This window comes from Streptomyces sp. NPDC002309, from assembly GCF_053593375.1.
The window spans coordinates 1-12,511 of sequence record NZ_JBSFCI010000079.1; the positions used below are offsets into that span (position 1 = coordinate 1).

The 12,511-nt window shown below is 71.4% G+C and carries 12 protein-coding genes; 6 read left to right on the top strand and 6 right to left on the bottom strand.

Annotated elements, in window-relative coordinates; genetic code table 11:
• Positions 1 to 99: 99 nt before the first annotated feature.
• The 3 genes from ACWCPM_RS33910 to ACWCPM_RS33920 form a co-directional block, all read right to left on the bottom strand.
• Positions 100 to 444 (bottom strand): DUF6507 family protein, encoded by a 345-nt coding sequence (locus tag ACWCPM_RS33910; RefSeq protein WP_450980113.1) that lies wholly within the window; start codon positions 442 to 444, stop codon positions 100 to 102.
• Positions 445 to 529: 85 nt separating this feature from the next.
• The gene (locus ACWCPM_RS33915; protein WP_450980114.1) at positions 530 to 841 is read right to left on the bottom strand and encodes a pore-forming ESAT-6 family protein; all 312 of its coding nucleotides are present in this window, start codon (positions 839 to 841) and stop codon (positions 530 to 532) included.
• Between the two features lie 157 nt (positions 842 to 998).
• Positions 999 to 1,325 (bottom strand): hypothetical protein, encoded by a 327-nt coding sequence (locus ACWCPM_RS33920; protein ID WP_450980115.1) that lies wholly within the window; start codon positions 1,323 to 1,325, stop codon positions 999 to 1,001.
• Positions 1,326 to 1,568: 243 nt separating this feature from the next.
• Between ACWCPM_RS33920 and ACWCPM_RS33925 the strand changes: the two genes are divergently transcribed.
• The 5 genes from ACWCPM_RS33925 (at position 1,569) to rbsD (ending at position 7,556) form a co-directional block, all read left to right on the top strand.
• On the top strand, positions 1,569 to 2,585 hold the full coding sequence (locus ACWCPM_RS33925; protein ID WP_450980116.1) for a LacI family DNA-binding transcriptional regulator: 1,017 nt from the start codon (positions 1,569 to 1,571) through the stop codon (positions 2,583 to 2,585).
• Positions 2,586 to 2,656: 71 nt separating this feature from the next.
• Positions 2,657 to 4,210, top strand: a complete 1,554-nt coding sequence (locus tag ACWCPM_RS33930) for a sugar ABC transporter ATP-binding protein (protein ID WP_450980117.1) — start codon at positions 2,657 to 2,659, stop codon at positions 4,208 to 4,210.
• Positions 4,200 to 6,152 (top strand): ABC transporter permease/substrate-binding protein, encoded by a 1,953-nt coding sequence (locus ACWCPM_RS33935; protein ID WP_450980118.1) that lies wholly within the window; start codon positions 4,200 to 4,202, stop codon positions 6,150 to 6,152. Before ACWCPM_RS33930 ends, ACWCPM_RS33935 begins: the two co-directional genes overlap by 11 nt.
• A 115-nt stretch (positions 6,153 to 6,267) precedes the next feature.
• Positions 6,268 to 7,170, top strand: a complete 903-nt coding sequence (locus ACWCPM_RS33940; protein WP_450980119.1) for a ribokinase — start codon at positions 6,268 to 6,270, stop codon at positions 7,168 to 7,170.
• A complete protein-coding gene (gene rbsD / locus ACWCPM_RS33945; protein ID WP_450980120.1) occupies positions 7,167 to 7,556 on the top strand; it encodes a D-ribose pyranase in 390 nt (129 codons plus the stop codon). The genes ACWCPM_RS33940 and rbsD overlap by 4 nt, the downstream gene beginning before the upstream one ends.
• Before the next feature lie 291 nt (positions 7,557 to 7,847).
• Here the strand turns inward: rbsD and ACWCPM_RS33950 are convergent, their stop codons facing one another.
• Genes ACWCPM_RS33950 through ACWCPM_RS33960 form a run of 3 tightly spaced genes read right to left on the bottom strand, consistent with a single transcriptional unit; the run spans position 7,848 to position 11,004 of the window.
• Positions 7,848 to 8,672: a sugar phosphate isomerase/epimerase family protein gene (locus ACWCPM_RS33950; protein ID WP_450980124.1), complete on the bottom strand. Its 825-nt coding sequence runs from the start codon at positions 8,670 to 8,672 to the stop codon at positions 7,848 to 7,850.
• Positions 8,673 to 8,704: 32 nt separating this feature from the next.
• Positions 8,705 to 9,856 carry a dihydrodipicolinate synthase family protein gene (locus ACWCPM_RS33955; protein ID WP_450980121.1) on the bottom strand — a complete coding sequence of 384 codons (1,152 nt, stop codon included), beginning with the start codon at positions 9,854 to 9,856 and terminating at the stop codon, positions 8,705 to 8,707.
• Complete coding sequence (locus ACWCPM_RS33960; RefSeq protein ID WP_450980122.1) at positions 9,853 to 11,004, bottom strand: Gfo/Idh/MocA family protein; 1,152 nt, start codon at positions 11,002 to 11,004, stop codon at positions 9,853 to 9,855. Before ACWCPM_RS33960 ends, ACWCPM_RS33955 begins: the two co-directional genes overlap by 4 nt.
• Before the next feature lie 211 nt (positions 11,005 to 11,215).
• On the opposite strand from ACWCPM_RS33960, the gene ACWCPM_RS33965 reads away from it, so the two are divergent.
• Positions 11,216 to 12,262 carry a LacI family DNA-binding transcriptional regulator gene (locus tag ACWCPM_RS33965; RefSeq protein ID WP_450980123.1) on the top strand — a complete coding sequence of 349 codons (1,047 nt, stop codon included), beginning with the start codon at positions 11,216 to 11,218 and terminating at the stop codon, positions 12,260 to 12,262.
• Positions 12,263 to 12,511: the final 249 nt, after the last annotated feature.

Genomic DNA, 12,511 nt, shown 5'->3' on the forward strand with positions numbered 1-12,511 from the left:
CCGCGTCACGGACACCGCCCGCGTCCTTCCTCAACGCCGCGTGATCCAGCTCCAACTGCGCCAGATTGCCGGTGAACTGCGGAATCTGCTCCGGACTGATCACGTCTTGCCCATCCCCGGCAGATCCAGCTTCGGCGCCGCCAACGCACTACGCTGCGCCTCCGCCGCCATCTCCTGATCGCCGTTCAGATACGCCGTCGTCGCATCCACCACACCCTGCAACGACTTACCCGCCCGAGCAGCCACGAACTGCAGATCCTTCGACGCGCGCTCCGCATACTGCGACAACGCCAACGCCACCAGACCGCCCTGCGCCTTCTCCCCGCCCCCACCACCCTCGGCGGAGACCGTGCCCGCGCTCGCCGCCGCCGAAGTCAGGTTCGCACCGAACGACTTGCCCAACTTCTCAAAACCCGACGCGGCCTCCCCCGTCGTCTTCAGCACACCCGAAATACCCTGCGGCTTCAGATCCCACCCGGGCACCACGAACCCCCGTTCTCAGAAGACCGGACCAGCCGGACCAGCCGGCTCAGCCGATGTTGTCGACCGCGGCCTTCGCCCGCTGCAACGTCGACTGCGCCGTCCCGTCGTTCTTCTCCAACGTCGACTTCAGCAACTGGATGATGTTCCGCACCTCCTGCGAAGCACTGTTCCAGCGCTGCTCCTTGCCCTGGTACTCATCGGCCACACCGTCCGCCGTGAAGTCCGCCATCGCGGCCTTCACCTGACGGTCACGCGCACCGATGACCTCCTCCAACCGACCGATCACCGTCTGGATGTTCGCCTGCGCATCCGTCGACGCACCCATGTCGTAGGAACGACGATCCGCACCAGCAGCCATCACACACCACTCCCCGTCAAGAAGAACGAACCGAACCCACGGGACCCGGGCCCGGGCCCGGACAACGAACCGAACCGCCCGGTCCCGGAATCGGAGAACGAACCGAACCGGACCGAACCCTCGCCAGAAGACCGAACCGAACCGCCCGGACCTCGACTCAGCGGAAGCGCGCCGCGTCGAAATTCGCGGCCGCCATCTGCTGCCGCGCGTTGTCACCCTGCTCCTGGTCACCCGAGGAGAACGCCGTCTCCATCCCCGACTGACCGCCCAGGATCGCCGACAGCGACCCGTTCAGAGCCGCCGTGATCTCGTCCGCCCGCGCCTTGAACTGGTCGAACATCGCCCGGCCCGTACCGTTGAACTTGCCCTCCAGCGGCTGCGCCGCCTGCACCAACTGCCGGATCAGTGTGCCGAGATCATCGCTCGAACCCCGCGAATCACGCATCAACGACGACAGCGTCTGCGCACCCATGTCGAACTTCATGCAGAACTCGCCTCCCCCATCTCGTGTTCTGACGTGGCCATGTCCTTGCGTTCCCCCATGGTCGTTCACCGCCGGTCACACCGGCAACCGCATTGCGTCACAGCCCCGCTACAGCAACGGAATATAACGATCCGGTTTCGGTCACCGGGACCGCTCTTGCCTTTCAGGCATGTAATCGATTCCAATCACCTCTACACCGATCGATGTAATCGATTCCAAGAGCCACGAGGAGGTGGACCGGTGATGGCGAGCATCAAGGACGTGGCCGCCGCGGCAGGCGTGTCCGTCGCGACGGTCTCCCGCGTGCTGAACGACCACCCGTCGGTCAGCGCGGACGCACGCAGCCGTGTGGTGGCCGCCGTCGAGACGCTGGGCTACCGCCCGAACGCCGTCGCCCGGTCCCTGCGCACCGACCAGACCCACACCCTCGGCCTGGTCATCAGCGACGTGATGAACCCGTACTTCACCGAGCTGGCCCGCTCCGTCGAGGAGGAGGCCAGGGCGCTGGGCTACAGCGTGATCATCGGCAACGCCGACGAGCGGCCCGACCTCCAGGACCACCACGTACGGAACCTGCTGGACCGCCGTATCGACGGACTCCTGGTCTCCCCCACCGACGGCGGCTCGCCGCTGATGCTGGACGCCGTGCGCGCGGGGACCCCGATGGTCTTCGTGGACCGGTGGATCCCCGGCGTCGACGTGCCCGTGGTACGGGCGGACGGCCGGGCCGCCGTACGGGAACTCGTCGCCCACCTGCACGGCCTCGGACACCGGCGCCTGGCGATCATCTCGGGACCGGCTGCCACCACGACCGGGCGCGAGCGTGTGGACGCCTTCCGGGAGGCGCTCGGCGCCTACGGCCTCGACCTCCCGGACGCCTACATAGGGCAGGGCGACTTCCAGGCCGACAGCGGGCGCCGGGTCACCGAGGGCTTCCTCGACCTGCCCGAGCCGCCCGAGGTCGTCTTCGCGGCCGACAACCTGATGGCCCTGGGAGCGCTGGACGCCGTCCGCGCGCGCGGGCTGCGGGTGCCCGACGACATCGCGCTCGCCGCGTTCGACGACATCCGGTGGTTCGTGCACACGAATCCGCCGATCACTGCCGTCGCCCAGCCCACCGGCGATCTCGGGCGGGCCGCCGTGCGCGCGCTGGTCGCCCGGATCGAGGGACGGCCCGGCGAGTCCGTCACCCTGCCCGCCCGTCTCGTCGTGCGCCGGTCGTGCGGCGCGCCGGACATCGGCCCGCCGTCCCCCACCTGACCCTCCGCCCCGCTTCCCCTCCCCTCCCCCACAGACAGTCCCCCCACAGTCCCCGTACGAAGGAGTACGTCGTGAGCGACCCGCATGAGTTGCTGCGTATCGAGGGCATCCGCAAAACCTTCCCCGGCGTGGTGGCGCTCGACGGCGTCGACTTCGATCTGCGCCGCGGGGAGGTGCATGTGCTGCTCGGTGAGAACGGCGCCGGAAAGAGCACCCTGATCAAGATGCTCTCCGGTGCCTACACGCCCGACGCCGGGCGGATCCTCGTAGGTGGTGAGGAGACGCGCATCGACGGTGCGCAGGACTCCGAGCGCCTCGGGATCGCCACCATCTACCAGGAGTTCAACCTCGTTCCGGACCTGTCCGTCGCCGAGAACATCTTCCTCGGACGGCAGCCCCGGCGCTTCGGCGTGATCGACCGGAAGCGGATGGAGGCCGACGCCGAGGAACTGCTCGCCCGCGTGGGTGTGCGGGTCTCCCCCCGCGCGCGGGTGCGGGAACTCGGCATCGCCCGGCTGCAGATGGTCGAGATCGCCAAGGCGCTGAGCCTCGACGCGCGCGTGCTGATCATGGACGAGCCGACCGCCGTGCTGACCACCGAGGAGGTGGAGAAGCTGTTCGCCATCGTGCGGCAGCTGCGCGCGGACGGGGTCGGGGTCGTGTTCATCACGCACCACCTGGAGGAGATCGCCGCGCTCGGCGACCGTGTGACGGTGATCCGGGACGGGAAGAGCGTCGGGCAGGTGCCCGCCTCCACCCCCGAGGACGAACTCGTGCGCCTGATGGTGGGGCGGTCGATCGAGCAGCAGTACCCGCGCGAGCGGGTCGACGCCGGCGCCGCGCTCCTGAGCGTCGAGGGGCTGACCCGGGACGGGGTCTTCCACGACGTCAGCTTCGAGGTGCGCGCCGGTGAGGTCGTCGGGATCGCGGGGCTCGTCGGGGCGGGCCGTACGGAGGTCGTACGGGCCGTGTTCGGGGCCGATCCCTACGACAAGGGAGCCGTGAAGGTCGCCGGTGCGGCCGTACGGCGCCATGACGTGGGTGCCGCCATGGCCGCCGGGATCGGGCTGGTTCCCGAGGACCGCAAGGGGCAGGGGCTCGTGCTCGACGCCTCCGTCGAGGAGAACCTCGGGCTGGTGACCCTGCGGTCGACCAGCCGGGGCGGTCTGGTCGACCTCAAGGGGCAGCACGAGTCCGCCGACCGGATCGCCCGGCAGCTCGGCGTGCGGATGGCAGGGCTCGGGCAGCATGTGCGGACCCTGTCCGGCGGCAATCAGCAGAAGGTCGTCATCGGCAAATGGCTGCTGGCGGACACCAAGGTGCTGATCCTCGACGAGCCGACGCGCGGCATCGACGTCGGCGCCAAGGTCGAGATCTACCAGCTCATCAACGAACTCACCGCCGCCGGCGCCGCCGTCCTGATGATCTCCAGCGATCTGCCCGAGGTGCTCGGCATGAGCGACCGGGTGCTGGTGATGGCGCAGGGGCGCCTCGCCGGCGAACTCCCCGCCGACGAGGCGACCCAGGACAGCGTGATGGCCCTCGCCGTCAGCACCCCCACCACCGACGCCGGCACGGACGCCGGCACCGACACGGACGGAACGGAGGCCCCCCGTGGCCACTGACACGCTCAAGAGCTCCGCGGGCGCGGGTGGCGCCTCCGGCCCCGGCGGACTGCGCCGGCTGCTGCTCGACAACGGGGCGCTCACCGCGCTCATCGTCCTCGTCATCGCGCTGTCCGCGCTTTCCGGGGACTTCCTGACCGCCGACAACCTGCTCAACATCGGTGTCCAGGCCGCCGTCACCGCGATCCTCGCCTTCGGCGTGACCTTCGTGATCGTCTCGGCGGGCATCGACCTGTCCGTCGGTTCGGTGGCGGCGCTGTCGGCCACCGTGCTCGCGTGGAGCGCGACCAGTCAGGGCGTTCCCGTCGTGCTGGCGGTCGTCCTCGCGGTGGCCACCGGTATCGCCGCGGGTCTCGTCAACGGCTTCCTGATCTCGTACGGCAAACTGCCGCCGTTCATCGCCACGCTCGCCATGCTGTCCGTGGCGCGCGGTCTGTCGCTGGTCATCTCGCAGGGTTCGCCCATCGCCTTCCCGGACTCGATCTCGCACCTCGGCGACACGCTCGGCGGATGGCTGCCGGTGCCCGTCCTCGTGATGATCGTCATGGGTCTGATCACGGCGTTCGTGCTCGGCCGGACGTACCTCGGCCGGTCGATGTACGCGATCGGCGGCAACGAGGAGGCGGCCCGGCTCTCGGGGCTGCGGGTGAAGCGGCAGAAGCTCGCCATCTACGCGCTCTCCGGCCTGTTCGCGGCCGCCGCGGGCATCGTGCTCGCCTCCCGGTTGTCCTCGGCGCAGCCGCAGGCCGCGCAGGGGTACGAGCTGGACGCCATCGCGGCCGTCGTCATCGGCGGTGCCTCGCTCGCGGGCGGTACCGGCAAGGCGTCCGGCACGCTGATCGGCGCGCTGATCCTCGCGGTGCTGCGCAACGGCCTCAACCTCCTGTCCGTGTCGGCCTTCTGGCAGCAGGTGGTCATCGGTGTGGTGATCGCGCTGGCCGTGCTGCTCGACACCGTGCGGCGCAAGGCGGGGTCGACTCCCGTGGGTGCCGGCGGTGGCGGCGACAAGCGCAAGCAGGCGGTCACCTATCTGCTCGCCGCCGTGATCGCGGTGGCGGTCGTCGCGGCGACCTCGCTGCTGCACACCGGCTCGTCCGGCACGCAGAAGAAGGTCGGACTGTCGCTGTCCACGCTCAACAACCCCTTCTTCGTGCAGATCCGGGCGGGCGCCGAGGCCGAGGCGAAGAAGCTCGGCGTCGACCTCACCGTCACGGACGCGCAGAACGACGCCTCGCAGCAGGCCAACCAGCTGCAGAACTTCACCAGCGAGGGCGTGTCGACGATCGTCGTCAACCCGGTGGACTCGGACGCGGCCGGTCCCTCGGTGCGGGCCGCCAACAAGGCCGACATCCCCGTCGTCGCGGTCGACCGCGGCGTCAACAAGGCGAAGACGGCGGCGCTCGTCGCCTCCGACAACGTCGAGGGCGGTCAGCTCGGCGCCAAGGCGCTCGCCGAGAAGCTCGGCGGCCAGGGCACGATCGTGATCCTGCAGGGCCAGGCCGGCACCTCCGCCAGCCGGGAACGCGGTGCGGGCTTCGCCGAGGGTCTGAAGGACTACCCGGGCATCAAGGTGGTCGCCAAGCAGCCGGCCGACTTCGACCGCACCAAGGGCCTCGACGTGATGACGAACCTCCTCCAGGCGCACCCCGACATCAAGGGTGTCTTCGCGGAGAACGACGAGATGGCGCTGGGCGCGATCAAGGCGCTGGGTTCGAAGGCCGGCAAGTCGGTCCAGGTCGTCGGTTTCGACGGCACGCCGGACGGGCTGAAGGCGGTCGAGAACGGGACACTGTTCGCGTCGGTGGCGCAGCAGCCGAAGGAACTCGGCCGGATCGCCGTGGAGAACGCCCTGCGGGCGGCCGAGGGCGAGAAGCTGAGCGCCATGGTGAAGGTGCCGGTGAAGGTGATCACCAAGGAGAACGTGGCCGGCTTCGGCGGCTGACGATCGTGTGCCGGGGTCGGCCCCGACCCCGACCCCGGCACCCGCACTTCCCCACCTCTCATCGTTCCCACCCTTCTCAAGTCATCCACCGGATACTCGTATCAGGGAGACCTTCATGTACGACTACGACCTCCTGGTCGTCGGGTCGGCCAACGCCGATCTGGTGATCGGCGTCGAGCGGCGGCCCGGTGCGGGGGAGACGGTGCTCGGGTCCGACCTGGCCGTCCACCCGGGCGGCAAGGGCGCCAACCAGGCGGTCGCGGCCGCCCGGCTGGGAGCCCGTACGGCCCTGCTGGCCCGGGTCGGTGACGACGCCCACGGCCGGTTGCTGCTCGACTCGCAGCGGGCGGCAGGGGTCGACACGGCGGGCGTGCTGGCCGGCGGTGCGCCGACCGGCGTCGCGCTGATCACCGTGGACCCGTCCGGGGACAACAGCATCGTGGTGTCGCCGGGGGCCAACGGACGGCTCACCCCCGACGACGTACGGGCGGCGGGAGAGCTGCTGCGCGCCTCACGGGTCGTCTCGGCCCAGTTGGAGATCCCGCTGGAGACGGTGGTGGAGGTGGTACGGAGCCTGGCGCCCGGCAGCCGCTTCGTCCTGAACCCCTCGCCGCCGCTGCCGCTGCCGACGGAGGTGCTCGCGGCGTGCGACCCGCTGATCGTGAACGAGCACGAGGCGAAGGTGATCCTCGCGGACGCCCTGGACGGCGACGACCCCGCGGACTGGGCGCGCGCCCTGCTGGCGCGCGGGCCGCGTTCGGTGGTCGTGACGCTGGGTGCGGAGGGTGCGCTGGTGGCGTCCGCGGAGGGCGTGGCCCGGGTGCCCTCGGTGAAGGTCGACGCGGTCGACACCACCGGTGCGGGCGACGCCTTCACCGCGGCCCTGGCCTGGCGCCTGGGCCAGGGCGACACCCTCGCGCAGGCCGCGGCGTACGCGGCCCGGGTCGGGGCGGTCGCCGTGACGAAGGCGGGTGCGCAGGAGTCGTACCCGACAGCCGAGGAGGTCGACGCGCTGTGAAGAAGGCAGGGATACTCAACCGCCATCTCGCCGGTGCGCTGGCCGAGTTGGGGCACGGGGACGGAATACTGGTGTGTGACGCCGGGATGCCGATCCCGCCCGGGCCGCGCGTCGTCGACCTGGCCTTCCGGTCCGGGGTGCCCTCCTTCGCGGAGGTGCTCGACGGGCTGCTGGCCGAGCTGGTCGTGGAGGGCGCGACCGCCGCGACGGAGGTGCGCGGAGCCAATCCGGCGGTGGCCGCGCTGCTCGACGGACACTTCCCCGAGCTCGGCCTTGTCTCCCACGAGCGGCTCAAGGAGCTGTCGGGGGGCGCGCGGCTGGTCGTGCGCACCGGGGAGGCGACGCCTTACGCGAACGTGCTGCTGCGCTGCGGAGTGTTCTTCTGACGCCCGCGGGCCGAGGGGCACGCGTGTGAGGGGGCCGGTCGACAGACCGGCCCCCTCGGCTTTCCCCTCCCGCCAGAACCCCCCGCGATCCCCCCGGATCCCCCCAGATTCCCCCCACGGAAGCTCTGACTCCCAGTACGACCCACGAAGGCCGGGGAGGGTTGCGTCCCCGGCGGGACTTTTCTGGCCGGATCTTCCGCCCGGGTCCCCGGTGGGGTCGCTCCTCCGAGGCCGGGATGCCCGACCGGCCCCCGCAGCCGTCCCCGAGTCCCACGTCACGGCGTCACGGCGTCACGGCGTCACGGCGTCATCAGGTGGGGAGAGCACGTGCCGCACGAACCTGTCCGCCGTCTCGGACAGCACCTCCCGGCCGTCGCGGGCCCACAGCCTCTCGTTGAACAGCTCGACCTCGATGGGCCCGGCGTATCCGGCCGCCTCGACGTACCCCCGCCACTCCCGCATGTCGATCGATCCGTCGCCGAGCTGGCCGCGGCCGTTGAGCACGCCCTCGGGCAACGGGGTGGTCCAGTCGGCGAGCTGGAAGATATGGATGCGGCCGCCGGCGCCCGCGCGGGCGATCTGGCGGGGCGCCGTGTCGTCCCACCAGAGGTGGTACGTGTCGACGGCGACACCGACCTGGTGCGCGGGGAAGCGTTCGGCGAGGTCGAGAGCCTGGGTGAGGGTGGAGACCACGCAGCGGTCGGCGGCGTACATCGGGTGGAGCGGCTCGATCGCGAGTCGTACGCCGTGCCGTTCCGCGTAGGGGCCCAGTTCCGCGAGCGCGTCGGCGACGCGTTCCCGGGCGCCGCGCAGGTCCCTCGTGCCCGGCGGCAGGCCGCCCGAGACCAGGACCAGGGTGTCCGTGCCGAGCGTGGCCGCCTCGTCGATGGCGCGGCGGTTGTCGGCGAGGGCGCTGGTCCGCTCCCCCGGGTCGATCGCGGTGAGGAACCCGCCCCGGCACAGCGTGGTCACCGTCAGGCCCGCGTCCCGGACCGCCTTGGCGCTCGCCTCCAGACCGTACGCCCGCACCGGCTCGCGCCACAGGCCCACGCCCGGAACCCCTGACTCCAGGCAGGTCCGCACCAGTTCGGGGACGGTCAGCTGCTTCACGGTCATCTGGTTGATGCTGAAACGCTCCAGTGCGGCGTTCACGGCGTCACCCCGTGCAGTGCGAGAAGGGTCCTCATCCGTTCCTCCGCCCGCTTCGGGTCGGGGAACAGGCCCAGTCCGTCGGCGAGTTCGTAGGCGCGTGCGAGGTGCGGGAGGGAGCGGGCCGTCTGGAGACCGCCGACCATCGCGAAGTGGGTCTGGTGGCCGGCCAGCCAGGCCAGCAGGACCACGCCGGTCTTGTAGAAGCGGGTGGGGGCCTCGAAGAGGTGGCGGGACAGCTCGACGGTGGGGTCGAGCAGTCCGCGGAAGCCCGCCACGTCCCCGGTGTCCAGGACACCCACCGCCCGCGCCGCGAGCGGCCCGAGCGGGTCGAAGATCCCGAGCAGGGCGTCGCTGAAGCCCTGCTCGTCGCCCGCGATCAGCTCGGGGTAGTGGAAGTCGTCGCCGGTGTAGCAGCGGACGCCCTCGGGGAGCCGCCGGCGCAGCGCGATCTCACGCCCGGCGTCGAGCAGCGAGACCTTGACGCCGTCGATTTTGCCGGGGTGGGCGGCGATCACGTCCAGGAGCGTGCCGGTGGCCGCGTCGAGGTCGGCCGACCCCCAGTAGCCCTCCAGCGCCGGGTCGAACATCGGGCCGAGCCAGTGCAGGATCACCGGCCGGTCGGCCTGACGCAGCAGGTGGCCGTACACCTCGAGATAGTCCTCGGGGCCCCGCGCGGTGGCCGCGAGCGCCCGGGAGGCCATGAGGATCGGCTGGGCGCCGGCCTCCTCGGCCACCGCGAGCTGCTCCTCGTACGCCGCACGGACCTCCGCGAGGCCGCCCGCGGTGATCTGGTCCGTGCCCACACCGCAGGCGATCCGGCCGCCGACCGCCCGCGCCTCGGCCGCCGACCTGCGGATCAGCTGCGCCGCGGCCGCCCAGTCCAGGCCCATGCCCCGCTGGGCGGTGTCCATCGCCTCGGCGACGCCCAGCCCGTGGGACCACAGATGGCGGCGGAAGGCGAGCGTGGCGTCCCAGTCGACGGCGGCGGGCGAATGGGGGGAGACGTCGGCGAACGGGTCGGCGACGACGTGCGCGGCGGCGAAGACCGTGCGGGAGGAGAAGCCCGTGCCCGGGGTGGGCGCCAGGGGTTCGGAGCGGGGCTCGTAGGTGCGCAGGTTCCCGCGGGCGTCGGGCAGCCGGACGGTCATGGAGCGATCTCCGGGACGTCGACACGGCGGCCTACGGCCGAGGACCTCAGGCCCAGTTCGGCGAGCTGGACGCCGCGGGCGCCGGCGAGCAGGTCCCAGCGGTAGGGCGCGTCGGCGTGGACGTGGCGCAGGAACAGCTCCCACTGGGCCTTGAAGCCGTTCTCGAACTCGGTGTTGTCCGGCACCTCCTGCCACTGGTCGCGGAAGGCGTGGGTGGCCGGGAGGTCCGGGTTCCAGACGGGCCTGGGGGTGGCGGCGCGGTGCTGGAAGCGGCAGTCGCGCAGTCCCGCGACGGCCGAGCCCTCCGTGCCGTCCACCTGGAACTCGACCAGTTCGTCGCGGTGGACGCGCACGGTCCAGGAGGAGTTGATCTGCGCGACGACGCCGCCGTCGAGTTCGAAGATGCCGTACGCGGCGTCGTCGGCGGTGGCGTCGTAGGGTTTGCCGTCCTCGTCGAATCGCTGCGGGATGTGGGTCCGGACGAGGGCCTGGACGGAGGTCACCCGGCCGAAGAGCTCGTGCAGGACGTACTCCCAGTGCGGGAACATGTCGACGACGATGCCGCCGCCGTCCTCGGTGCGGTAGTTCCAGGACGGGCGCTGGGCGGACTGCCAGTCGCCCTCGAAGACCCAGTAGCCGAACTCGCCCCGCACGGACAGGACCTGGCCGAAGAAGCCGCCGTCGACGAGCCGCTTCAGCTTGAGCAGGCCGGGCAGGAACAGCTTGTCCTGGACGACGCCGTGCTTGATGCCGGCGTCCTTGGCGAGGCGGGCCAGTTCGAGGGCGCCGGCGAGCCCGGTGGACGTCGGCTTCTCGGTGTAGACGTGCTTGCCGGCCGCGATCGCCTTGCGGAGGGCCTCCTCGCGGGCGGAGGTGACCTGGGCGTCGAAGTAGATGTCGACGGCCGGGTCGGCGAGGACCGCGTCGAGGTCCGTGGCGATGTGCTCCAGTCCGTGCCGTTCGGCGATCGCCCGCAGGGCGTGGTCGCGGCGGCCGACGAGGACGGGCTCGGGCCACAGCACGGTGCCGTCGCCGAGGTCCAGACCGCCCTGCTCACGGAGGGCGAGGAGAGAGCGGACGAGGTGCTGGCGATAGCCCATGCGCCCGGTCACGCCGTTCATGGCGATGCGCACCGTCTTGCGGTTCACGTGGGTCCCTCTCGCTGTGGCTGATGGGCACGGAGCGATACAGCAAGCGCTTTCTAAATCCAGAAGCTAGCCTCTGAGCAGGGGTTCGGACAAGGGTGTGACCGTCTTGAGTTGTTCGAGGGGGCGAACAACTCAAGACAGTGGCCTTATGGTCGACGCGGACAGTCTCAGGCGGAGAATCACAAGGCCCGCGCTACCGGAGGACGACGAGATGACGGTGACCCTGGCGGACGTGGCTGCCCGCGCCCAGGTCTCGCCCGCGACGGTGTCGCGCGTGCTGAACGGGAACTACCCGGTGGCCGCGTCCACCCGCGAACGGGTGCTCAAGGCGGTCGACGAGCTGGACTACGTCCTCAACGGCCCCGCGAGCGCGCTCGCCGCGGCCACCTCCGACCTGGTCGGCATCCTGGTCAACGACATCGCCGACCCCTTCTTCGGGATCATGGCGAGCGCCATCCAGTCGGAGATCGGCGGGCCGGGCGGCAGAGCCGGCGGGGAGCGGCTCGCGGTCGTCTGCAACACCGGCGGCTCCCCCGAACGCGAACTGACGTATCTGACGCTGCTGCAGAGGCAGCGCGCCGCGGCCGTCGTGCTCACCGGTGGCACGGTGGAGGAGGCCGCGCACATGGCCGCGGTGTCGGCGAAGCTGCGCAGGCTGACCGAGGCCGGGACACGGGTCGTGCTGTGCGGGCGCCCCCCGGTGCCGGAGACCCAGGCGGTGGCACTGACCTTCGAGAACCGGGGCGGCGGACGCCAGTTGACCGAGCATCTCCTCGGGCTGGGCCACCGCCGGCTCGGCTACATCGCCGGACCCCGGGAGTGGACCACCACCCGGCACCGGCTGGAGGGACACCGGGCGGCGCTGGAGGCGGCGGGCATCGCGGAGGACCCGCGCTGGACCGTCCACGGCCGCTACGACCGCCGGTCCGGCTACGAGGCCACGCTGGAGCTGCTGCGCCGCGATCCGTCCCTGACGGCCGTGGTCGCCGCGAACGACTCCGTCGCGCTGGGGGCGTGCGCCGCGCTGCGGGAGACGGGACGGCGGATACCGGAGGACGTCTCGGTCGCCGGGTTCGACGACCTGCCGTTCAGCATCGACGCGGTGCCCGCGCTGACGACGGTGCGGCTGCCGCTGGCGGAGGCGGGGGCACGCGCCGGCCGCATCGCGATGGGCCGCGAGGAACCACCACCGGGCGGGATCGCCGCGGCACGGGGGGAGTTGATGGTGCGGGGCTCCACGGGGGCGCCGCGGGAGTAGGGGCGGGGTGCCACAGGCCGCAGCTCGACGGGCGGCACATCCGACCACACGAACCGGCACCCCCACACGACGACCGGACCCACAAGCCCGCAACCCATGCACGACGACCGGGCCCACGAGTCTGCTCGCACGCACGACGGTGGGGCGCACGGCGCCGCACCCGCCCACGGCGGGAAGGGGTCGGGCCGGGGGGTGTCCGCCCGCAGCGGTTGGCGCGTCAACCCGGGTGAGTCGGTGAGTGACCGATTC